The sequence below is a fragment of the Ruminococcus sp. XPD3002 genome (assembly GCA_900119535.1).
Lineage (GTDB): Bacteria > Bacillota > Clostridia > Oscillospirales > Ruminococcaceae > Ruminococcus > Ruminococcus flavefaciens_H.
The window spans coordinates 160,176-184,146 of record FPJT01000007.1; the positions used below are offsets into that span (position 1 = coordinate 160,176).

General features: G+C 45.6%; 19 protein-coding genes, 1 tRNA gene and 1 other annotated feature. Of the genes, 5 read left to right on the forward strand and 15 right to left on the reverse strand.

Annotated features, from left to right (window positions below; all coding sequences use genetic code 11):
* Positions 1 to 77: 77 nt before the first annotated feature.
* The 5 genes from BT127_RS08195 to BT127_RS08215 all read right to left on the reverse strand — a co-directional run bounded on the left by BT127_RS08195 (position 78) and on the right by BT127_RS08215 (position 5,371).
* Positions 78 to 611: a hypothetical protein gene (locus BT127_RS08195; protein WP_075424539.1), complete on the reverse strand. Its 534-nt coding sequence runs from the start codon at positions 609 to 611 to the stop codon at positions 78 to 80.
* Positions 612 to 710: 99 nt separating this feature from the next.
* Positions 711 to 1,013 (reverse strand): Dabb family protein, encoded by a 303-nt coding sequence (locus BT127_RS08200; protein ID WP_075424540.1) that lies wholly within the window; start codon positions 1,011 to 1,013, stop codon positions 711 to 713.
* A gap of 4 nt (positions 1,014 to 1,017) precedes the next feature.
* On the reverse strand, positions 1,018 to 1,542 hold the full coding sequence (locus tag BT127_RS08205) for a GNAT family N-acetyltransferase (protein WP_075424541.1): 525 nt from the start codon (positions 1,540 to 1,542) through the stop codon (positions 1,018 to 1,020).
* Between the two features lie 22 nt (positions 1,543 to 1,564).
* Positions 1,565 to 2,992 (reverse strand): pyruvate kinase, encoded by a 1,428-nt coding sequence (pyk, locus tag BT127_RS08210; protein WP_075424542.1) that lies wholly within the window; start codon positions 2,990 to 2,992, stop codon positions 1,565 to 1,567.
* 21 nt (positions 2,993 to 3,013) lie between these two features.
* The gene (locus BT127_RS08215; protein ID WP_075424543.1) at positions 3,014 to 5,371 is read right to left on the reverse strand and encodes an ATP-dependent helicase; all 2,358 of its coding nucleotides are present in this window, start codon (positions 5,369 to 5,371) and stop codon (positions 3,014 to 3,016) included.
* 370 nt (positions 5,372 to 5,741) lie between these two features.
* Here BT127_RS08215 and BT127_RS08220 point away from each other — a divergent pair, with 370 nt between their 5' ends.
* On the forward strand, positions 5,742 to 6,785 hold the full coding sequence (locus tag BT127_RS08220; protein WP_075424544.1) for a zinc dependent phospholipase C family protein: 1,044 nt from the start codon (positions 5,742 to 5,744) through the stop codon (positions 6,783 to 6,785).
* 326 nt (positions 6,786 to 7,111) lie between these two features.
* On the opposite strand, the gene BT127_RS08225 is transcribed toward BT127_RS08220, so the two are convergent.
* The 5 genes from BT127_RS08225 to BT127_RS08250 form a co-directional block, all read right to left on the reverse strand.
* The gene (locus BT127_RS08225) at positions 7,112 to 10,357 is read right to left on the reverse strand and encodes a leucine-rich repeat protein (RefSeq protein ID WP_075424545.1); all 3,246 of its coding nucleotides are present in this window, start codon (positions 10,355 to 10,357) and stop codon (positions 7,112 to 7,114) included.
* Positions 10,358 to 10,805: 448 nt separating this feature from the next.
* Positions 10,806 to 11,258, reverse strand: a complete 453-nt coding sequence (locus tag BT127_RS08235; protein WP_075424547.1) for a GNAT family N-acetyltransferase — start codon at positions 11,256 to 11,258, stop codon at positions 10,806 to 10,808.
* A gap of 11 nt (positions 11,259 to 11,269) precedes the next feature.
* Positions 11,270 to 12,202 carry a calcium/sodium antiporter gene (locus BT127_RS08240; RefSeq protein ID WP_075424548.1) on the reverse strand — a complete coding sequence of 311 codons (933 nt, stop codon included), beginning with the start codon at positions 12,200 to 12,202 and terminating at the stop codon, positions 11,270 to 11,272.
* 160 nt (positions 12,203 to 12,362) lie between these two features.
* Positions 12,363 to 13,262 carry a 1-phosphofructokinase gene (pfkB, locus tag BT127_RS08245; RefSeq protein ID WP_075424583.1) on the reverse strand — a complete coding sequence of 300 codons (900 nt, stop codon included), beginning with the start codon at positions 13,260 to 13,262 and terminating at the stop codon, positions 12,363 to 12,365.
* Positions 13,263 to 13,281: 19 nt separating this feature from the next.
* Positions 13,282 to 14,019 carry a glycosyltransferase gene (locus BT127_RS08250; RefSeq protein WP_075424549.1) on the reverse strand — a complete coding sequence of 246 codons (738 nt, stop codon included), beginning with the start codon at positions 14,017 to 14,019 and terminating at the stop codon, positions 13,282 to 13,284.
* A 509-nt stretch (positions 14,020 to 14,528) separates the two neighbouring features.
* Here BT127_RS08250 and BT127_RS08255 point away from each other — a divergent pair.
* The gene (locus BT127_RS08255; protein ID WP_075424550.1) at positions 14,529 to 15,830 is read left to right on the forward strand and encodes a GGDEF domain-containing protein; all 1,302 of its coding nucleotides are present in this window, start codon (positions 14,529 to 14,531) and stop codon (positions 15,828 to 15,830) included.
* A gap of 266 nt (positions 15,831 to 16,096) precedes the next feature.
* Positions 16,097 to 16,876, forward strand: coding sequence for a helix-turn-helix domain-containing protein (locus BT127_RS08260; protein WP_075424551.1), 780 nt, complete (start codon positions 16,097 to 16,099; stop codon positions 16,874 to 16,876).
* Between the two features lie 34 nt (positions 16,877 to 16,910).
* Here BT127_RS08260 and BT127_RS08265 read toward each other — a convergent pair whose 3' ends face one another.
* The 5 genes from BT127_RS08265 to BT127_RS08285 form a co-directional block, all read right to left on the reverse strand.
* Positions 16,911 to 19,451 carry a glycoside hydrolase family 9 protein gene (locus tag BT127_RS08265; protein ID WP_075424552.1) on the reverse strand — a complete coding sequence of 847 codons (2,541 nt, stop codon included), beginning with the start codon at positions 19,449 to 19,451 and terminating at the stop codon, positions 16,911 to 16,913.
* A gap of 459 nt (positions 19,452 to 19,910) precedes the next feature.
* Positions 19,911 to 21,128: a tyrosine--tRNA ligase gene (gene tyrS, locus BT127_RS08270; protein ID WP_075424553.1), complete on the reverse strand. Its 1,218-nt coding sequence runs from the start codon at positions 21,126 to 21,128 to the stop codon at positions 19,911 to 19,913.
* 2 nt (positions 21,129 to 21,130) lie between these two features.
* Positions 21,131 to 21,751, reverse strand: coding sequence for a hypothetical protein (locus BT127_RS08275; RefSeq protein ID WP_075424554.1), 621 nt, complete (start codon positions 21,749 to 21,751; stop codon positions 21,131 to 21,133).
* Positions 21,752 to 21,783: 32 nt separating this feature from the next.
* On the reverse strand, positions 21,784 to 22,347 hold the full coding sequence (locus tag BT127_RS08280) for an ATPase (RefSeq protein ID WP_075424555.1): 564 nt from the start codon (positions 22,345 to 22,347) through the stop codon (positions 21,784 to 21,786).
* A 55-nt stretch (positions 22,348 to 22,402) separates the two neighbouring features.
* Complete coding sequence (locus tag BT127_RS08285) at positions 22,403 to 22,888, reverse strand: GNAT family N-acetyltransferase (protein WP_075424556.1); 486 nt, start codon at positions 22,886 to 22,888, stop codon at positions 22,403 to 22,405.
* A gap of 50 nt (positions 22,889 to 22,938) precedes the next feature.
* Positions 22,939 to 23,169 (reverse strand) — a binding site (T-box leader).
* A 119-nt stretch (positions 23,170 to 23,288) separates the two neighbouring features.
* Here BT127_RS08285 and BT127_RS08290 point away from each other — a divergent pair.
* Positions 23,289 to 23,364 (forward strand) — tRNA-Thr (locus tag BT127_RS08290).
* Between the two features lie 235 nt (positions 23,365 to 23,599).
* The gene (locus tag BT127_RS08295; protein ID WP_075424557.1) at positions 23,600 to 23,971 is read left to right on the forward strand and encodes a GntR family transcriptional regulator; all 372 of its coding nucleotides are present in this window, start codon (positions 23,600 to 23,602) and stop codon (positions 23,969 to 23,971) included.

Here is a 23,971-nt window from a genome sequence, read left to right on the forward strand (position 1 = left end):
AAATTACCGAACCCGTTATTCACAGGCTCGGTAACTCAATTTTTAATTAAGGGAGGCTTAACACTCTTTCAAAAGGTTTATTTATGTACCATATAGTAAAGCCACCCCAAAACTGCTATTCCTATCAGAAGTTTGACTATCAAACCGATCATTTCCGTACCGTTAATGACAGAAGTGACTGTTTTTTCCGACGTATGTATCTTCTTCTGCCTGTAAAGCTCGTCCATGAGGCAGAATTTCGTGTGATCAAGAGGATCAACGCAGATATCTATTGTTTCTCCGCGTCTTACAAGCTCTTCTATTTCCTCTTTCTGCATATAAAACGAACCATCAAGTGTACCGGTGATCCACTCTCCGTCGATCTCATATGTCAGTCTGAGCCGTGCTTCCGAATCCATATCGTACCATATTTTCGGATCACTGCCCTTACAGCTTATGCCTTCAAGCTTATATTTTTTGACGATCTCGGTATCATCAGCCGAAGAAGCGTATTCAGCGCCCGATCTTGTCACGTAAACTATCCCTGCAATTATCCCGCCTGCAATTATCGTAATAACCGTATTTGACAGGGATCCGATATCAAGGAATAAATACACTTCAGCTAAGCTCATACTGCTTCCCCTTTCTTTGATAAAGTCCCGAATCTGATCGGGGCGTACAATGTACGCCCCGATATCATCATTTTATACTGCTGTAACGTCCGCAGTTTTTCAATACTCGTAGTCTATGCATGCTCTGTCAGTCTTTACCGTACCAATGAACTTGCCGAACTCAACATGTGCAGGATGCACCTGATATGCATTCAGGTCGTCAATAGTCTTGAAATCGCAGAGCAGAGAGATAGTGTAGTTGCTCTCGGGAGCGTCCTTCGAGTTGATAACTACCTCGCCCTTTACCAGTTCCTTTACGTTTGCAATGACATTGTCGAAGCGCTTCTGTGCTTCAAGAGCATTCTCGTACTCGCTTCTGCCGTCTGCTTCCTTGAGTTTGAACATTACTATGTGCTTTATCATTGTTTTAACCCTCTTTCGATTCATATATCAGGGAACGGAAGGTCTTTGTTCCGTCCCAGCTTGTATACTCGCCTTTTCCTGCGAGTTCAAGTCCACATTTTTCCATTACTCTTGCAGAGCCTATGTTCTCCTCGGCGCACTCCGCAACAAAGTCCACATTTCCGTATTCGCTTCTTATGAACTTCATCATGCCCTTTACTGCCTCGGTAGTATATCCCATGTTCCAGCAGTCGAAGCGGACATTGTAGCCGAAGGACCACCTGTTCTCGTCGGTACGGAACCTCATGCTTCCCGAGCCGATGAGCTTTCCGTCGGACTTTCTTACAAAGCCCCATGTATACTCGTTTTCCAGTTCGGGTATGGAGCTTAGCCATTCCCTTGTCACCTCGGGACTCTCGTGAGTGGAGTATATCATGTACTTTGCAACTCTCGGATCACCAGTCCACACGAAAGCGGCATCCGCATCGTCCTCTGTCAGGGGACGGAGAGTAAGGCGTTCAGTCTCTATTATCGGTATATCGAATATCATATTATCATCCTTTAAAGTGTTATCATTTACCGCCTATCTTCTCAACCTTCATGAGATTGGTAGTACCCGATACACCAAGGGGTACACCTGCTGTAATTGCAACAAGGTCGCCGTCCTCGACGAGTCTGTGGGACTCGGCAGCTTCCACGGCAGCTGCAAAGAGGTCGTCCGTATTGGTCTTTTCGTCGATGATGAAAGGGATGACTCCCCAGCTCATATTCATCTGACGGCATACCACTTCGCTCATGGTACAGCTGATTATTGGACAGCTCGGACGGTACTTCGAGATAAGACGTGCAGTCTGTCCGCCGAGAGATACGGTTATTATAGCTCTTGCGTTAAGGTCGTGTGCGGTAGTTACGGTAGCATGAGCGATAGCCTCGGCTACAGTACCATTCTGGTCGGCACGTCTTGAAGAGAAGCGAGCCTTGTAATTGATGTTGTTTTCGGTAGTCTCGGCGATAAGTGCCATTGTCTTGACAGCTTCAACAGGGAAAGCACCTGCGGCAGTCTCTCCCGAGAGCATTATAGCGCTTGTGCCGTCGTAGAGAGCATTTGCAACGTCGGTTATCTCCGCACGGGTAGGACGGGGATTGGTTATCATGGATTCAAGCATCTGTGTTGCGGTAATTACCTGCTTTCCTGCGTTATAGCCCTTCTTTATGAGGGACTTCTGTATCGCAGGTATCTGCTCGAATGGTATCTCAACACCCATATCTCCTCTTGCTACCATGATGCCGTCTGCGGCTTCGAGTATCTCGTCGATGTTCTCAACGCCGTCGGTATTCTCTATTTTGGCGATTATCCTTACGTCGAACCAGCCAAGACTCTGAGTGAATTTTCTCAGATAGTTTATATCAGCCGCTGTACGCACAAAGCTTGCGGCTATGAAATCGAATCCCATTTTAGAGCCGAACTCCAGATCGTCCATATCCCTCTCGCTGAGGTAAGGCATAGAGAGCTTGACTCCGGGTACATTTATGCCCTTGTTATTGGAGAGCGTACCGCCGTGAACTACACGGCATACTATCTCATTGGTAGTGACCTTTTCCGCAAGAAGCTCGATAACACCGTCATTGATGAGTATCCTCGTACCCATGCTGACATCCCTCGGAAGCTTCTTGAAGCTGATGCTTCCCACCTTGTCATCACAGAGAACATCCTCGGTAGTAAGAGTATAGGTATCGCCGTCGTGTATCTCAACGGGCTTGTCGTCCACGAATTTGCCGAGTCTTATCTCGGGGCCCTTTGTATCAAGAAGTGTGGCGATAGGAAGGTCCAGTTCCTTTCTCAGCTTTTCAATCACACGGAAGCGCTTCTCATGTGTCTCGTAATCGCCGTGTGAGAAGTTGAATCTTGCAACATTCATGCCTGCAAGCATGAGTTCGCGCATGATATTCTCGTCATCTGTTGCGGGACCTATGGTACATACTATCTTGGTTTTTCTCATTGTGATCAGACTCCTTTGATATTATATCTTCCTGAGTTTAGCATAATTTGCCATGAGTTTCTTTGTTCCGACCTTCTCGAAGGCTATTTCCAGCATGGAATCGTTGGACATCTTCGTAACGGATATGACAGTACCATCGCCGAAGATATTGTGCTGGACCTTTTCGCCTGCTGTAAATTCCACAGCCGTCTGAGTGTTCCTGCCCGACATCATCTTGTTTCTTGCAAGCTGCTGCTGAAGTGACATAGACTGCACCTCAGTAACGGAATTATCGTTCTCTGCAAGACGGCTCTTCATTTCAGCCGCATGGTCGTTCTTGAAGATAAGCTCCTTGCCTATCTCCTTCACGAAACGTGAAGTCACATTGCGCTGTGTCTGACCGAAAAGCATACGTCTGCTTGCACTTGTTATGTAAAGCTGCTTCTTTGCTCTGGTAATGGCAACATAGGCAAGACGGCGTTCCTCCTCCATATCCTCCTCGCTGTCAAGTGAGCGTGAGCTTGGGAAAATGCCCTCTTCAAGGCCTGTTATGAATACATTGCCGAATTCAAGTCCCTTTGCGGAGTGTACCGTAAGAAGAGTTACCTTGTCATCGCTTCCGTCATCACGGTCAGCCTCGGTGTAGAGTGCGACTTCTTCAAGGAATCCGCCCAGTGAAGGCTCTTCAGCCTGCTGCATGTACTGGACCATAGATGTGCGGAGCTCCTCAACGTTCTCTATCTTTGTCTCTGCGTTTTCAAGCGTCTTAAGGTAATCAAGGTATCCCGTCTTGTCAAGCACCTCGTCAAGGAGTTCATCAAGTGGAAGAGTCTCGGCAGCCTCTGTAAGCTCCCTGAACATCTCTCCTGCCTTCTTAAGCGCCGAGACCTTCTTGGAAAGGGGTGCATAGTCCTCGCATGAGCATATAACTTCATAGGGAGATATCTTAAGGTCACGGCTTATATCGTCAATAAGTGCGATAGTCGAATCGCCTATTCCTCGCTTGGGTTCGTTGATTATCCTTCTGAACCTGAGCATATCGTTGTGGTTGTTTATGAAGCTGAGGTATGAGGTAACGTCCTTTATCTCCTTGCGGTCATAGAATCTCATACCGCCGTATACCCTGTATGGTATACCGCTTCTCACAAGGGCACGTTCAACCGTGTTGGACTGTGCGTTCATACGGTAAAGCACCGCATTATCCGCATATTTTCCGCCCTTTTTGTAGTTTTCCTTTATGGTGTCGGCAATAAATGCCGCCTCGTCAGTTTCGTCCACAGCCTTGTACCAGTAGACCTTCTCGCCCTTTTCGCCGGCAGTCCAGAGAGTCTTCTCCTTGCGTCCGAGATTGTTGGATATAACGGAGTTGGCTGCATCCAGCACGGTCTGTGTTGAACGGTAATTCTGTTCAAGGCGGATGACCTTTGCTCCCTCGAACTGCGACTCGAATCCCAGTATATTCTCGATATTTGCACCGCGGAACTTGTAAATACTCTGGTCATCATCGCCGACAACACATATATTCATGTGCTCGCTTGAAAGGAGCGATACAAGTCTGAACTGTACGTGGTTGGTGTCCTGATACTCGTCCACCATTATGTACTTATAGCGGTTGCGGTACTTTTCAAGTACCTCGGGGAACTGCTCGAACAGTTCAACGGTCTTGCAGAGTATATCATCGAAATCAAGTGCGTTTGCAGCTCTCATTCGCTCCATATACTGCTTATAGAGCTTGGCAATGGTCTTTTTGCGGTAATCCGCACCTGCGTCCTCCTTCATTTCCTCGGGAGTTATCATCTTGTCCTTTGCAAAGCTTATCTCGCTGAGGACTGCCTTAGGTGCAAACTGCTTCTCGGATACATCGATATCTGCCATGCAGTTCTTTATCATTCGCTGACTGTCGTCGGAATCGTAAATAGTGAAATCGCTCCTGTAGCCAAGTGCAGTTATCTCGCTTCTGAGTATCCTTACGCATGCCGAATGGAAGGTGGAAGCGTGGATATTTAGTGCTTCCTCTCCGAGCATAGCGCTGAGACGCTCCTTAAGCTCGGCAGCAGCCTTATTCGTGAAGGTTATAGCAAGTATGTTCCAGGGCTTTATAGGTGAAACGGCAACAGCGTCCCTGAGTGTATCAAAGTCGTCAGTTTTTCCCTCTGCGTAGTCGTTGAGGAATGCCGTATCCTCGTCCGTACCCTGTCTGCTCTCGTCGAAGTAAGCATTGCCGAAGTTTATCATATTTGCTATGCGGTTGACTATTACTGTAGTCTTTCCGCTTCCTGCGCCTGCAAGTACAAGCAGAGGTCCGTTAACGGTGAACACCGCTTCCTTCTGTCTGTCGTTCATACGGCTGAAATACCGCTCAAGCGCTTTTCGTTTTGCTTTAATATAATTATTATCCATAAAAAACTCTCCATCATTCAGTAGTACGTTTCTGCCGCAAAGCGGAGCCGCCTCCGAAAATGCTGCGTCTGTTCCCTGTTAGAAAGGTCAGTCATTTTCATTGACTCATCCGAAGGCATCATGTCTTCCGCAGGCAGAAAATTTTTCCAAGATATATCACTTTCTATTATACCACATTTGTCAAGTCATGAAAAGAGGGTTTTGATATTTTTTTGCCCGATCCGATTTTTTCTGTGAAGATCTCACTCTTTGCGACTCTGTTAACCAAAGCTGACTACTTGATTTTTACTGCGGAATGTGTTACTATATTAATATATTGGAGGCTGTTCTCCGCAACAAAGCATCTCTAAGAACATCAAAGGAGCCTTACATGGGAAACGAACTCAATAACACAGTAAGGGCGCTCAACGCTCTGACTCAGCAATACAACGAAAAACGCTGCACGGATATAAAGTGTGTACATAAAACACTTCTCCTGCGTTCACTTATAATACTAAAGCACATCGATCCCGAATCAGAGAAATTCTTCTCGCCTATGGTCAAAGGAATGATGTATTTCTCAAAGCGTCCCGACAGAAAAGGCGACTATGAAAAGGGCATGGGCAGACATTACTACTGTGCCGTAAACTACTCGGGCAGGAAACAGCAAGCCGTAAACGGCTACTACAGAAACGGTATCGGTAACCTCTATTGCAGTGCCCGTACAATGTTCGAGGAAAACTATACAATGGCGCTCACTATGCACCGTGCTGGTCTTACGGAACAGTGTGCGGAGCATCTTGGCAGATCGATACATATGATCTCGGACATCTGCTGTCTCCCCCACTCTACGGGAATGACCTACTACTCCTCAGCAAGGAAAATGCACAAGGCTTACGAGAATTTCGCAGAAGCGATATACCCTGAATTCGTCCCCGAACAGCGTCCCGAAAAGGTAAAGGACCTGTTCCCCGACAGAACGAGCTTCGAGGCCGATATAAACGCCATTGCCGCAGATACTGCCTCTGAGATGGAAGCTCTTTACTCCGATCCGGAAAAAGAAGTGACCGAACGTCTCTACGCTACCGAACGGACGATAGTTTCACTGCTTCAGCGCTTCATGGCAGATACGAGCCTCCCCGAGAAGGAAGCTCACTACATAACAAACAGCTCAGGATTCAAGATACTGCCTGATTCGGCATATCTCACGATAAAAGTAACCGAAAAGGGACTCGTTTTCCACGGCGTCAATCCATCTCCAGAATCCTCACTGAACGTTACCCGCGGTATATTCTACGCCGCACACCGTCACGACGGTCTCTATACTATCTCGCCTGCAAAGAACAGGGAAGGCAAGGTCCTTGAGATAATAAACGGAAAGATATATCTCAGGAAGTTCAACCCCGTACACGGCGAACAGCTTTTCAGGCTCTGAAAGCCTGATACAAACATTACTCCGTTCAGCATAAGAGTAATACTCATACAAAAGTTTGATATGTATTTATCGGGGAAAACCTTTCTGAGGAAAGGTTCTTCCCCGAACCCCTTTCCAAAGACTTTTTGCCCCAAATTTTAAGCCTTACAGGGTACTCACTCATAGTATTACTAAACTGATAGTTTTACATGAGCACCCTGTAAGGCTTAAAATTTAAAGTAGAGGCTCTGAAATGATTAAGGGAGACATTTGCTCAAAACGTCTCCCTCAATAATATACGTAAAAACTTCTATAAGAGCACTGCTCTTAAACTGAACGGAGTATTTTTATACACCATCGACAGTGAATTGTTTTCCGCCGATCATAAAGGATGTGGGCAGAGTTCTGACCAATCCCGCATCACGCTTCTGAAGTACAAGCGCATCCATAGCTGTAATACCGTCGCCGTTATCGAAAACGTCTGCATTTGCTTTTCCCTTTTCGCCCAGACGGTACTTCTTCTCATTTGCGATATGCTGGAGTATTGCAAGGGAATCTGCAAGTCCGACATCACCGTCCTCGTTCGCATCGCCCATTTTGTACGAAAGCTTTTCAAGGCCTGCCGCAATATCCGCAGCCGTAAGCTTTCCGTTGTGGTCGAGATCGCCGACTACGTTGTACTCACTGTTTTCAGCAATAGAGTTGCGAAGCATACTCATATCCATTGCGCCGAAAACGCCGTCTCTGTTCAGGTCTCCCATGAGAGTACTGCACTCTGGAAGTTTTGATGTCTGGAAGGCATGAAGGACCGAAGGACACTGTACTATCCAGCTTGCATGTGGACCGCCTGCATTTTTCATCTGCTGATCTGTAAGCATGAACCAGTTATAGCTGCCTTCCTCATCATCCCATGTAGTATCGATGTGGAAATATTTTCCGTCTATATTCACCACATTCCACGAGTGATCGTCGCCGACAACAAAGCATGTCTCGAGTCCTGCCGCATGGAGAAGAAGATTATACGTCTTTGCGTAGCCGTCACATACTGCTATGCCATTAAGCATGATAGAAGCGTCCGTATGATTTTTCGGATCATCTCTGTTATCAAAGTCATATACTGCGTGATCGCAAACCCAGTCGTGGAGTACTGCGGCTTTTTCTATATCGGACATATCATCATCGATGAGTTCTGATACGATCTTCTGGATATTATTGCAGAGCCAGTCATCAAGAAAAGCGATATTTGCAGCATTGTAGAAGTTTTTCCTGATAAAGCTGTCCAGCTCGGGCACAAATTCTGTGCCGTCCTCATTGAGGACATCAATGCCGTTTATGTATTTCAAAGCGTTGCATCCGTTGAACGCCATACCGTTTATCTCAGCATCCAGCGGACACTCTATCTCTTTTATCTTCTTGCAGTTGCTGAACACCTTGCTTTCAAGCTTTCCCACACGTTTGAAAACTACTTTTTCAAGAGAATTATTTATCCTGAAAGCACTTTCGTCTATCTCAGCATCTGTATCGATAACTACGGAAGTAAGTTTGCTGCAGTTCTCAAAAGCGCTCTTGCCGACTTTTTTTACGCATGAAGGAAGGAACACCTTTTCAATATTAGTATTTGCAAATGCTTTTTCCTTTATATATATTTCCTTGCTGTCCTCGGGGAACACCACTTCTTCAAGCATACGGCAGTCCTCAAAGGCACCGGGACCGATAACTATTTTTCCGCCGCCATTGAAAGATACTTTTTCCAGAGACTCGGGAAGAGAACCGTCGCACTCGAAGTTTGCAGGGAGTTCAAGGGTTCTGAGAGTGTTGTTTCCGAAAACATTGTCTCCCAGTTCCACAGAATCTCCGTTGAATTCGATATTGCAGAGGTAAGGGATAGTTTCAAAGGCTCTATCATCTATCCTTTTCAGGCTTTTCGGACATATAACGGACGTAAGCTTATTGCACTGGAAAAAAGCATAAGTTCCTATACATTCAACACCTTCCTCCACCGTATGTTCGCCCTCTGTATCATCAAGCAAGAGAACAAGTTTTTTCTTATCGGCTGAATAGACAGCACCGTCCTCGATAATAAAATTCTTGTTAGTGTCCTTAAGGCTTATCTTGGGCATATTATCGCGGCTGTAGAACAGCATCGAATCCCAGTTGAAAGAATCAGCCACAACAAGTTCCGATATATTTATCCTCTGGTCGAATGTGAAAATCATACCCGTATAATCGATCTCGGGCATAATAAACGTTCCTTTTTTTCCGCAAGGGAACAGATATATCTGATTGGTAGACTTATCGTAAAGAACTCCGTCGGAAGAAAAATACTTCTCATTCTCTTCAGGAATACTTATCTTTTCAAGCTTGTCTGCGTCTGTAAACGCCTCCTGTGAAAGATCTGTCATGGAAGCAGGCAGGTCTACCGTCTTCAGAGCTGTTTCTCTGAACGTGCCAGAGCCTATCGACTTCATTCCTTCGGGTATATTGCATTCCGAAAGAGCATAGCAGTATTCAAAACAGTAAGAGTCTATCTTTTGTGTGCCTTCATGCAGAATGACCTTTTCAAGCGACTCGCACCCATTGCATGTGCCCGTCTCGAGCACTTTTACACTGCCCGGTATTTCAATGGATACAAGACCGCTTTCTGAAAAAGCATAAGCGCCTAAATATTCAAGTTCTGACGGAAGCTTTACCCTTTCAAGAGCACTGCACTCTGCGCAGAATCCATCGGGAAGTGACTTTATCGTATCAGGTATTTCAAGATATCTCAGTCCCGAACCCAAAAATGCTGATCTGCCTATCGAATTCAGATCCTTTGGCAGTTCTATTGACCTGAGAGACATGCATCCCATGCAGAATCCATCCGGAATGTCTTTTATAGCTTCAGGTATATTGATCCTGGAAAGGGATCTGCATGCTGAGAAAACGTTTGGCTCGATATCGGTCAGAGTATCAGGCAGTTCGATCTCCGTGACACCGCTTCCTGCGAAAGCAGAGTTTCCGAGAGATGTGAGGTTTGCAGGCAGTTTAACCGTTTTAAGTTCCGGGCACATATTACAGAAATTAGGAGGAATCTCTGTGATCTGATCAGGGATCTCGAGTGATTCTACAGCTGTATGGCTCAAAAAACTATCTCCTATTTCTTTAATACTGTCAGGAAGAGTGACCTTCCGCAGATTCTCACAGCCTGAACAGAACATACTTCCTATGCATTCGGTTCCCTCACCGATAGTGACTTCTTCAAGCGTACTGATACCTGTAATAAGATAGCTGTCGATCTCCTTTATTGTTCCCGGAAAAGTTATCGACCTTGCGTTTGAATTAGAAAAATCTATAAGTATGATATCTGTGACAGGATAGCCGTCTATATATTCAGGGATAACGATATCGCCGCCTTCACCCTTATAATCAACTATCATGATCTCTTCGCCGGTTTTATAATAGACAAATCCATCCTCGGTCTCTCCCTCATAAGGAGCAACATAATCAGGATCTTCATAAGAATCAGAGGGTTTTGTGGCAAATGCGGCACATTCACCTACACTCGATGCTGTTATCAGTATCGCAGCAGCTGCCGCAGCAAATTTCTTTATCATTATTCTTTATCCTCCCTTGTAAATTATGTCAAGCCGAACAATTATTCATTAACAGAAACGCACAATTCTGTTTTAATCCTATAACATTAACTATAAATCCATTATAATCCACACTTGTGTTTTTGTCAATACATTTCCCACGTATCAGGCTCAAAAATTATTTCATCGTTTTAATCCGATGTATGTTATAATCATATCTTTAAAACAGATATGTTCCGCAAAATACTGAAAAATGACCTTATGTCCAAAAAGGGACTTAATATCATTCTTTTTATATTCATAACCGTTGCATCGATACTCGTATTCGCCGGTACATGCCGGTTCTGCACTCAGATAACAGACGGTAAACGCACCGCAGAGGGTGAATTGCAAAACAGGCCGGTTGACTGTTTGAAAAAAAGGGAACACCCTGCAAGAGAAGGCGTTCCCTGATCGATTCTTTTTTGATTCATAATTTATACTGCATGAAATTATTATTCTTCGTGAATCCGAAATCTGTGTACAGCAAAACTCCCATATCCGAAGCAGTTATCTGTACAGTTCCGCATCCCTTTTCACGTGCTTCATCTACAACTCTCGAAAGCAGCTCTTTTGCAATGCCCTGCCTACGGTAGGCTCTTTCAGTGAACATACTTGAAAGAAGCCCGATCTTACCGCTGGGACAGCCAAAATACGGCGGTTTTTCGACAATGGACATACCGCTTGTACCAATTATCTTTTCGTCGTCTACAGCAAGCCATGAGAAAAACGTGCCGTCTGCCATGTGACGGGAATAGTAGTCCATAAGCGCAGGACGCAGGTCGATGTCCTCCTTTGCACCTTCCTCACGAAGCTGGATTATTCGCATCTCAATAAATGTATCAAGGTCATTTTCGGTCAGTTTTCTGTAAGTTATGGCCATATTCTAACCTCTCATCTTACGAAGATATAAGCAGTAAAAGCAGCGTACAGTGCAAGCATGGAAGCGCCCTGCCAGCGTACAAGTTTTCCCTTGCGGAAGCAGTAAGCCAGTACCAGCTCACTCATACCTATGAGAAGTGCAGTATCGGTAAGGTTCTCCATTGTGAAGCCTACAGGTGATATAGAAGCTGCTATACCAAGCACGAAAAGTATGTTGAATATATTGGAGCCGACTACATTTCCCAGTGCCATATCGACTTCGTTCTTACGTGCCGCAACTATTGAAGTTACAAGCTCGGGAAGGCTCGTACCAAGTGCCACAATAGTCATTCCGATGAGGTTATCGGACATACCGAAGGCTCTTGCGATGTCAGAAGCGCCGACAACGACCATTCTGCCGCCTCCTGCGATAGCAGCGATTCCGCCTGCAATAAAGAGGGCACATTTCCAGCCCGGAAGCACCTTTATTTCCTCGTCTTCATCTGCCACATCCCTTGCCTTCTTCGCAGAAGCTATCATAACATAGAGGAATACCGCAAATACAGCAAGAAGGATGATACCGTCCAGCCTTCCGACTGTCATACCGATACCGCCGAGTAGCATCAGAAGTCCTGCAACGCCAATTGAGAACGGAAGGTCACGCTTTATCGTATCCCTGCCCACAGCCATCGGACACAACAGCGCACACACTCCGACTACGACCATAAGATTGAATATATTCGACCCGACCACATTACTTATCGCAAGGTCATTTTTTCCTGCGATCGAAGCAAAGACACTTACCGAGGTCTCGGGAAGGCTCGTACCCATAGCAACAATGGTCATACCGATTATAAGCGACGGTACCCTCAGTATTTTGGCAACGCTCGAACTGCCGTCCACAAAGAAGTCGGCGCCCTTTATCAGCAGGACGAATCCGACGATCAGCAAAACATATTTCAGCATATTACAACTCCCTTTGATTTTAAGCACACCAATCATTTAACACGGTGAGCGGTTCGCATGAACCTGTATGTTATTATATCACATTCCACAAAACAATGCAAGTCCTTTTGTGAAAAATGCATGTTAAATCAATGAAAAATTGCAAGTCTGAATATGTACCTCAGAGAGTTTTCAGCAGTTCGTCTATGAGCGCTCTCTTTGCAAGTCCGTCCGAGAAGGCAGTCGCACCGCCGCAGGCAGTGCCAAGCTTAAGAGCGTACTCGAATCCGCCCTGTGAAAGACCTGCAATGAAGCCTGCAAGCATCGAATCCCCTGCCCCGACCGAATTCTTTACCGTACCGCTGCACACTCCGCAGCGGTATTTCTTGCCGCTCTCGTCCAGAAGGAATGCGCCTCTCTCCGCCATAGATACAAGCACGTTGCGGGCTCCCACTTTCTGCAATTCAGCGGCATAGAAGGCTATATCCTCATCGCTGTTTATTTCCTTGCCGAAAAGTCCGCCAAGCTCATAGTCATTCGGCTTTATGAGGAACGGTCTGTATTTCAGTACCTTCATGAGCAGTTCTCCCTCAGCATCCACTACAGTCATAATATCCTTATGGGCAAGACGTTCAAGGATATGCTCGTATATGTCGGAAGGAAGGCTTTTCGGTATGCTTCCTGCAAGTATCAGCGTATCGCCTTCATCAAGACGGTCCAGCTTTTCAAATAGACTATCAAGTGCCTTATCATCGATATCGGGACCTTGTCCGTTCAGTTCGGTCTCCTCGGCGGACTTTATCTTGATGTTTATACGTGAATTGCCCTTTTCAAGCCTTACGAAGTCCGCCTCGATACCCATTGAGCAGACTCCCTGTTCGATAGCCTTGCCCGTGAAACCTGCTGTGAAGCCCATTGCTCTGGACTTTACTCCAAGCTCCGCAAGAACTGCCGAGACGTTTATTCCCTTTCCGCCGAAGTATATCTCCTCCGCTGACGAACGGTTAACGCATCCCAGCTTCATGCCCTCGGTGTGGACAACGTAGTCCACGGCAGGATTGAATGTAACGGTATATATCATAATGTCTCCGCCTTTCGTATCAGTTGTTGTAGTCATAGAACAGCTTGTCTATCAGTTTATCGTACTCCTCGGGGTGTCCGAAAGCAGCCTTCAGCATGGCAGTGATATTGCTGAACATAAGCCTGAAATAGAGCCAGTCGCCCATATCGTCCATTTTTCGGGTGGAATTGATAAGGAAGTTCCGCTTGAGACAGCCGTATTTCCTGCCTGTTTTTCTGCCGAGTGCCTTAAGGTTCTTTGCAGTAGCCACATCTTCCATTGCCCTCTTGTCGGCAAATCCTCCGACCGCTTCAAAGGTGGACTTCTCCGCCCAGAACATACCGCAGTAGAGTCCCGTAACAGCGAACCCTATGCGGCACATGAGTTCGTTGAGCTTAAGGGGAAAGGAAGTCCGCTCGAACCTCATGGGAGCACCTCCGCCTATATATCTTCCGCTTGCAAGGAGCGAACACACTTCACGGATAGTCCCCACAGTCATGCGGTTATCGCAGTCGATAGTTATAATGACCTTTCCCCGTGCTGCGGCGATGCCCGTATTTCTTACCTGAGCTATACATCTGCTCTCATCCTTTACAGTCCTTGCACCGCATTGCTGAGCTATCTGTTCCGTGCGGTCGGTGCATCTGTTGCAGACTACTATTATCTCGACCTCTCTGCCGTATCTTTCAGCCGCTTTCTTTACCGAAGCGATACACCTTGCCACGTAGCGTTCCTCATTATGTGCAGGAATTATGACCGAAACCACAGGTCTTTTCATTTTCATCCCTCCATGAAAAAAATCGAGCGCCATGATCTCCAGGAAAAAAGGTCTCAGCGCTCTAATTTATATATTATTATAAGGAGTGAGTTATTCATATATTAAAGCTGCTGTTTTGCAGCGGTAAACGTCTAACTCGTTTTCGTTGATTTTATTATATCACCTGTTTTCGGGCATTTCAATAGAATCAAAGTTTTTTTACGAGTCGTACACATTAAGTTTACAAATGGTTAAACATTCGGATTCAATTACGCTCTGTTTATGAACAATTTGTCAACATGTACAAAAAAGTTCAGAACCATCAGCATTATTTACAATTCAGACACAGTTATATTGTTCAAATCAACAAATAATAGAAAAACAGGCTGCCGTTCATAAAATATTCTCAAACTTTTTCTCATTTTGTGGTATCATTATATTGGATTTGTGTAATCAGCAACGCTGTATATACACATAATAATAAAGGATGATCATGGCCTTTTTGACCATACAAGGAGATGTTTGGAAATATGAGTAGTGAGCCTATTGATAAAATAAACCTTAACGAAGCACTGGATATCTTCAGCAACAGTGTTGATGCGCTGCTTATCGTTGACGGTAATGCAGATAAATACAACTCACTGGTACGCAAAGGATTCTTTGAGGACTTCATCGACGAAAGCGGAAGCTACCACTCTCTTATCGAAAAGCTGTGGTTCCATTTTGGCGACACTCAGGACAGCATAACTAAGGATTATAAGGTATTTCTGCCGATATTCGGTGAATTTTCGGGCAAATACAGCAAGCGCCTGAAAGTTGTCCTCAACGAGGAAACCCACATTATCCAGATGACTGTATACCCCATAAAGGAGAAGGAGCTTTATCTCTTCCTTCTTGACGATCTCGATGATAAAGAAAATATCGAAGAGACTCTTACCAGCAAAAAGGTCAACACTATACAGAGTACATACCTCTTCTCGATGTATTTCGATATCGTGAGAGATACTACAAACAGCATCTGCATTTCCGAGATATCCGATGAAACGGTCAATTCTCCGATAAAGTATTCAGACTGGAGAATGATGATCGTCAATATGATATGGCCCGATGACCAGGCGCTGTTCCTCGAAAAGACCGATCCCGAATACCTCAAAACTCATTTCACTCCGGGACAGACTTCTTCCTTCGATTGCCTTATGCAGAACCTTGAAGGCAACTACATCTGGGTAAAGCTCATATTCTGCCGTGCAGAGACTAACTATGACGATGACTACCGTTTCGTATTCATGGTACAGGATATCCACGAGAACGTAGCTGAACTTATGTCCACACTGAAAAAATACGAGGATCTCGCTTCAAAGGATCCCCTTACTTCGGTATACAATCACGGAAGAATCTCCACAGAGCTCTACAACGCTCTTGATAAAACTCAGAAAATGGGCAGAAAGGCATGTATCATAATGCTTGATATAGATTACTTCAAGCACGTAAACGATGATTACGGCCACTCTGTAGGCGATATAACCCTGATACACTTCGCCGAGACTGTCAAAGCTGTCATAAAGGACAAGAATGCCGTACTCGGACGCTGGGGCGGTGAGGAATTCGTCGTTGTAAACTATGACGATGATATCGAAGCAGCAGGAGAACTTGCAGAGCTTCTCCGCAGCACGATAGAAAAAGAACCCTTCAACAGAGTCGGTCATCTGACATGCAGTATAGGTGTTACCGATATCAGACCTGACGACTCCTTCAAGACCGCTTTTGACCGCATGGACAAGGCTGTTTATCAGGCAAAGGGCAACGGAAGGAACCGAGTAGTCGTAAGATGATACGGCTAATAATAGTTCTCAGTCAATCAAAAGCGGTATCATTCGCTTAAACGTAAAACGCTCCCCGAACTTAGGAGTACATTCGGGGAGCGCTTTTATGATAATAAATGTGAACTCAATAACCGAATCCTGACAGCTATTGCCCCGTATTATCGGGGAGCGCAAATTCTTTTCAGAATAAGGGGGTTGCGCGTCACATTTTATGTCAGTCTCATTTTACCCTTTTCGGCAAAACCGCTGACATTAATAAGGGGGGGAGGGATCGTATGATAATAAACAATGTGGGATTTAACCACTGTCATGACGCCGATTTTATCATCGAGCGTCCCGAAGGAAGCGGCGACGAACTGCTGCTTCTTATCAAGACCGAAGCTGTCTTTACCATAGACGGCAAAGATATCCGCGCACCGCAGGATTCTGTATTCTATTATCCCAAGTCGAGACCGCAGTTCTACAGGTGCATACCTCAGCACACATTCGATAACGACTGGATACATTTCGAGCTTGATGACGAGGAAAGAGCCTTGCTCCACCTGGACATCATACCTGCCGAAACACCGATACCTATGGATATAAGCTTCCTTAGCTTCTGCATCAAGTCGATAGCCTATGAGCAATACTCCGATCACCCATACAAAGATCAGAGCATAAAAAGCTATATGACGCTTTTGTTCACCAAGATAGCCGAACGTGTAATGCAGAACGAAAAGTACCATTCGGGAAAGCAGTATGAAATGCTCTCGACGATACGAAGCAAGATATATGCCGAACCCTTCGTACAGCGCAGTATAGGCTACGCTTGTCACGAGGTCAATATGAGCCGTTCAGCATTCCAGCATGCTTACAAGAAGCTGTTCGGTGTAAGCTTCATCAGGGACCTCATCAACAGCAGAACGGAATACGCCAAAATGCTCCTTATTTCCACCGACCTTACATCGGAAGCCATATCAAAGCAGTGCGGCTACCGCAGCTATGTCCACTTTGCACGTCAGTTCAAGGAACAGACGGGAATGAGTCCCCTTGAATACAGAAAAAGCAAGAGATAAATGAACTGCCCTCAACGGAGGGCAGTTCCGTTTTTTATGCTCTGTCGGGGAGAGAAGCTATCACCTTTGCATCAAGCTTCTGGATAGCAAGTGCATCCTGACCTGTTATGCCGTCGCCGGGGTTAAAGCAGTCAGCGTTTACAAGTCCCTGTCCGTCGATATTGTATTTTTGGCTGTTTGCAACATACTGGAGTATGAGCAGAGCATCAGAAAGTGTTACATCACCGTCAAGGTTAGCATCACCGTATTTTACATTTGCAGGCTGTGTAGGAGCTTCTGTAGCAGGAGCTGTTGTTACAGGCTCTGTTGTGGGAGCTTCTGTAGCAAGAGCTGTTGTTGCAGGCTCTGTTGTAGGTGCCTCAGTTGCAGGCTGTGTAGGAGCTTCTGTTGCAGGCTGTACAGGTGCGGGAGCAACTGAAGGATCTGTAAGTGTAAGGAGATATGTCAGAGGAGAATTCCAGTAGATAGTTATCTCGTTTGTTGAATAGCTCTCTGAGTTGTCAACATAGCACTTTGCAGCAGGTGCATCAGCAAGATATGCCTTAGCAGCACTGTCTTCAAGGTTCTCATTCACACCGCCAGCAAGCATGCCCTTCATTGCCTTTCCGGCAGCCATTGAAGGACGGTGGTGAGGATTCTCGGGAGAAACTGTACCATAGCCCGAAACGAAGCATGTAGCAACAGGGTTAGCACCAAGGAGATAGTTAAGCTGTGCCTGTGCAGCTTCACCGTAGTTTTCGCCGCCTGTTAACTGCTGAGCAAGACCGAATATGATACCTGCGTTTGCGATAGTCATATTGCTTCCCCAGTTATACTTAGTGAGAGGTGAACCGTAAGGTGAGCTCTCAACATTGCCTATCATCTTGTCAGCCTGCTTGAGAACAGCAGCCTGTGCGTTCTTGTAGACATCGGAGTTCTTGTCTGCGCCGTTCATAGTAAGGATAGCGATGTTGCCGTAATCGCCTACTGTTGACCAGTCGAGACCTGTATAAGACTTACCTGCGGAAGCGAGGTACTTATCGTCCTTTGTTGCGCGGTACATCTGAACTGCTGCCCAGTAGCGCTCATCCTTGTCTGTCATATCGCCGTATTCACCTGTAACGATGTCCTCGGGATTCTTGAACAGGAAGTTCGGATTGGATTCGAGCCATGCCCATGACTTGTTTGCAGCTTCCATGCACTTCTTAGCGAAATCGCTGTCATACTTCTCATAGAACTCAGCTGCGAGTGCCATAGATGCACAGAAATCAGCTGTAGCTGTTGAGCTTACGGGAGTTACGATGAGCTCGTCCTTTTCCTCTGTAGGAGCAACATATCCGGGGAATGTAGCGCAGGATACCTTATGGTAAGCGCCGCCGTCGGGAGCCTGCATCTTCATCATCCATTCAAGCTCGAAACGTGCTTCGTCGAGGATATCGGGAACACCGTTGCCGCTCTCGGGGATACCGAGGCTGTCGCTGTAGAGTGAAGGTGCAGCCTGATAAGCGTAAAGCAGGTCTGCAACAGTCTTTGCAGCAGGAACTACATAACGTCCGTAGTCACCGGCATCGTGCCAGCCGCCGCTTACGTCTATCTTCTGGTTTGTACCGTATACTGTAGCCTGACTTGTATGGCAAGCAGCGTGACCGAATGTCGCATCCTCTACCTTAACGCCGCAGCGCTGGAGATAAAGCATCTTTACGCTGTCATCGATGAGGTTTGAGTAAACCTTATCGCCTATCTCAAATGTATAGGAATCATCAAGTCCGTCGCAGGAGATGTAGTATTTGCCTGCTTTTGTAACAGATGAGAAATCACCTGTATAGTTTGTTTCGCCTGCGCTTGCATTTTCCTTCTTGTTTTCAAGCTTGCCTGTAAATACCTTTTCCTTTGTATCGGCATTTACAACAGAGAACTCTGTCTGGTTTGTAACATCACGGAATACAGCAGTCTTTTTGCTGTCAGGTCTGTAGCCTACCTGGTTGATGTTGATAGAAGGTGCATAAGGCTTGTCTGCATCATAGTCAACGTTGCTGTCGTCAACGAGTTCGAGAGAAACGTTATCGATGTAGATAGTGTGCTCGGGAAGCTCGCCCTCGTACTTCTCCTGTATACCGCAGTTGAACACGAGTTTAGCCATGATATCTGTTTCCTCTTCCATAGTGAACTCATATTCTACTGTCTGAGGAGTTGAAGTAAGATTAAGTCCCTTCCATGTATAGGCTCTGTAGTCGCCGCCGTTCATCTGTATCATACCCTCAACGAAGCGGTCAACTGTTGATGAGATGTCGTACTTAAGGCGGTATACACCGTTCTTATAAAGCGGAATGATATCGTAGTATACCTGAACTGCGTAGTTTACCTTTCCAACGTTCTTTACAGTCAGAGCAAGTCTGCCGTCATCGGTGGAAAGAGCGCAGCTTCCGCCGCTTTCCTTATAGGTACCCCAGTCTTTGGTACCATTTTCAAAAGTTGAATTCTTGATGAGATTTCCTGCTGCATTTCCGCTGAGCGGTAAAGCCGCAGAGCCGCATGAAGCGATAAGCATGCCTGATATCAGTGCTGAAAGGCATCTTCTCATTATTTTGTGGTTCATGTAATTACTCCCTCTCATGGTGACATTGTCACCGTATTTTTTTACAATACAATTGTAACATAACCGCCAGACCATTTCAATGATAAATCGTGCATATTCTGAAACATATCGTGCAGAATTAATGAATAAATGATAATTGTGGTGTCTCCTGTCGGGGACGGATTTGAAATTAATTTGTAGGGGCGCTTTCCGAGCGCCCGTGATATCCCCGATAAATATGAATAGAACATTGTAGGGACGGCGTCCCTACACTACTTTCTACTTTCTGATATCTGAAAACTAAAGGGGCGATGTAGGCATCGCCCCCTACACGGTATCAGGGTTGCATGTGGTTGTACGTGTATCGACGGGCGCTCGGAAAGCGCCCCTACACTGCTTTCTACTTTCTAATCACTGATTACTGCTTTCTGATTTGCGACAACTAAAAGGGCGCACAATGTGCGCCCCTACAAACCGATATTACTTCACAACTACCTTCTTGAATACCTTCTTGCCCTTGCGGATTATGGTTTCTCCTTCAAGCTTTATCTGAGCCTTTGGATCGGTCATCTTCTCATCGTTGACTGTGATACCGCCCTGCTGTACAAGTCTGCGAGCCTCTGAGATAGAAGGTGCGAAACCTGCCTTGACAAGTACGGTAAGAAGTCCCATAGCGCCGTCTGTAAGCTCTGAAGCCTCTATCTCTGCAACAGGCATGTTCTCATCCGAACCGCCGCCGCCAAAGAGTGCCTTTGAAGCTGCCTTTGCCTTTTCAGCCTCTTCCTCGCCGTGAACAAGCTTTGTAAGCTCGTATGCAAGGAGCTCCTTAGCCTCGTTGAACTGTGCGCCTTCCATAGTCTTTTCCATTTCCTCTATCTGCTCTACAGGTACGAATGTGAGCATCTTAAGGCACTTGATAACGTCTGCATCAGCAACGTTTCTCCAGTACTGGAAGAACTCGTATGGAGTTGTCTTTTCGGGATCGAGCCATACTGCACCCTTCTCGGTCTTGCCCATTTTCTTACCCTCGCTGTTGAGGAGAAGAGTTATAGTCATAGCGTAAGCGTCCTTGCCGAGCTTACGTCTGATAAGCTCTGTACCGCCAAGCATGTTTGCCCACTGGTCATCGCCGCCGAACTGCATGTTACAGCCGTATTTCTGGAAGAGTTCAAGGAAATCGTAGCTCTGCATTATCATGTAGTTGAATTCAAGGAATGTGAGTCCCCTCTCCATTCTCTGCTTGTAGCATTCGTGTGAGAGCATACGGTTTACACTGAAGTGTGCTCCGACATCACGGAGAAGCTCGATGTAATTCAGCTTCATGAGCCAGTCAGCGTTGTTAACGATGATAGCCTTGTCCTCAGAGAAGTCGATGAAACGGCTCATCTGCTTCTTGAAGCAGTCAACGTTGTGCTGTATGGTCTCGGGAGTCATCATCTTACGCATATCTGTCTTGCCCGAAGGGTCTCCTATCATTGCAGTACCGCCGCCGATAAGTACGATAGGCTTGTTGCCTGCCATCTGGAGTCGCTTCATAAGGCAGAGTGCCATGAAGTGTCCTACGTGGAGAGAGTCCGCTGTAGGGTCGAATCCGATGTAGAATGTAGCCTTGCCTGCGTTTACAAGCTCCTCTATCTCCTTTTCGTCTGTGAGCTGTGCGAGAAGTCCTCGTCTTTTAAGTTCTTCAAAAGTGGTCATAGTTATTTCTCCTTTATTAATATTTTATTCTCATCTATAAGAGTATCAACGATGTGCTTCAAATCATCAAATCTGCATTCTTTTACAGGTAGTTTTTTTAAAGCTGACAATGATATTGTTTTTGACATGGTTTTATTATCATCTAATGATCTGGTCGGCAAAACATAGAATACCCATTGCGTAACTTCAGTGGGCTGAATAATATCCTGATCTTTACAATCAAGAAGACAAAACACATATATATCTGACTGTCGTTTTCTTATTTTTTCATATGAATTGTCAGAAGCCTCCCACCCCAGTGACGGACTTATACCGAAACTTATCGAAGATAATTCCTTTTGTCCCCAGGTCTGTATATAGGCTGAGGATTTAACCTCAATTCGTATGCCTTTATATAATAGATCGTATTTACTCCAAGAATTTCTGTTTTCTTTAATTCCAAGAGCAAGACGTACCAAAAATTCTGCAAAAATACCACGTTCAGTATTACCGAGCAAATCGGAATGAGCCCAGCTCCAATAATCGTTCAAATCAGCAATTTTTTCGCCGTTGCCGCATGTAATAGGATCTTCACCGTCTAATTGACAGGGAGGAATAGCAGGATATTTAATCGGCGTTTTCATGTCTATCACGACCTTTCAAGTCTGATATATGCTCAGACATTTTCCATTGAAGCTTTAAACGCCTTCAGCCATTCAGGAGCTATACCGTCATAGAGCGTCAGTATCCCGTTCCTGTATTCGCCGACCTGGGAAAAACCGTTTTCGTTATCCCAGAATTCAGCTTCGCTGCAATAGGGCAGAACAGCGGCAAGGTCGCTGAAACGCTTGTCATAACGGCGCTTAACATCCTCCGACGGGATATCATGTCCGCCTTTTCTTACCCGGTTTTCGATGCGGCTGAGACTTTCTTCGCATGAGCTTACGCCGATATAGCACAGCTTTACGTAATAGCCTGCTTCAATCGCACGTCTGATAGTTTTCAGCGTTCTTACACCTGAGAGCGTTGTCTCCTGAGTGAAGCTTATCCCTTTTCTGATGCATTCATCAATAAGACGTATCGCCTCTTTTCCGCCTTTTATACGATCGCCGCCATATTCAGCATTTATCTTGTCTGTATCTATGACAAGTCCGAGGTCACTGTTCTTCCTTACAAGAACTCCCGTCAGACTGCTCTTTCCTACACCATTGACTCCGCCTATGATAGTATATTTCTTCACTTATATCCACCACACTTTGCATAAGCAATGAAAACGTCGGGCGTTTTCATGTCTATCACGACCTTTCATCTGCTCTCATCTTCCTATAAAAAACAAGCGTAAGTTTTTCGTTTATAATCTCAGTTTTGCCAGTCCGCTTATATCCAAGCTCTTCATAAAAACGGCACAGCGCTTCCTCTTGCAGGATAGTATCAAGCTCCCAGCAGTTACCGCCATGAATCTTTTCGGCTTCGAGAACCGCTTTTCCTGCAATGCCCTTATGTCTGTGCTCCGGAAGAACGAAAACAGGCGATATCCTCTTAGCAGAACCCTTTCCTTTGTCTATTATCCGAATTGCACCGACACTCTTACTGTCAGCTTCTATTATGTAGTAGTATGTGAAAGGCTGTTCAAGACGTTCTATCATTCGTTCAAGACTTTCCGCAGCAGGATTAGTCTCAGTGTCATTGTACTTTGTATAAAGTCCGGAAAAAGCCTCGACCTGCATTTCCCATATACAGCGTGCATCGTTTACAGTTGCTTTTTTCAGCTCTACCTTCATAGCTTTCTCCCCGCGATCAAACAAAAAGCCCTGACACTCCGCAAAGGAATGTCAGGGACGAATTTACTCGTGTTACCACCCTGTTTTATGCGTGGATACGCACCTCATTGCGCTGTAACGGGCTTACCCGTCCGAACCTACTTCATTTGCTGAGTTCACCTCAGCCGACCTCGGCACGGCAGCTCCCGAATGTAATTTCCTCTGCGCCCTCATCCCCTTCCACCACACGGGAACTCTCTGTATCAGGCTCTGCACAGGCTTTATCCGTTCATAGCTTTTTTACTATGATAACATATCTTTCACAAAATGTCAAGGGCGGCGCTTTAATTAAATCAGTAAAATATATTCCACCTCTATTGACTTTTCTTTCCTCTTAGTGTATAATTATTAAGGTCGAATTGCTGATGTGGCACAGTCGGTAGCGCAACGCCTTGGTAAGGCGTAGGTCGTCGGTTCAAGTCCGATCATCAGCTCCATAAAGGTGAAACGATATGGATTCACAAGGAAAAACTCCCGAATATTCGGGAGTTTTTTTGTTTCAGGTGCAGAGTATTGGGTAGAATATGGACTTCCGGAACGATGTTTGCAGCAATAACCTACTTGTTACAGATATTGAGAACGCATTTCTTGTAATCTCCTCTTGACAAAATGTGTCTGTTCTGTTATACTGTATATATAGTCACATATACAGTATAACAGAAGGAAGTAATTATGGTCATTGTAATAAAGAATAAATCAGAACTGCCGATCTACGAGCAGATAAAGCAGCAGATGAAAGCGCAGATACTCGACGGTTCGTTAAGGGAGGACGAACAGCTTCCCTCTATCCGTCAGCTTGCGCGTGATCTAAAGATCAGCGTTATAACAACAACAAGAGCCTACAACGATCTCCTTGACGAGGGGTTCATAACCTCTATAACAGGCAAGGGCTACTATGTTGCGCCGCGCAACAACGAACTGCTGCGAGAGCGTATGCTATTTGAAATGGAAGAAGGATTGCAAAAAGCGATCGAAAACGGACGGAATGCAGGACTCACCGATGACGAGATCGCTGCTGCCCTGAAAAAATTTATGGAGGACTGA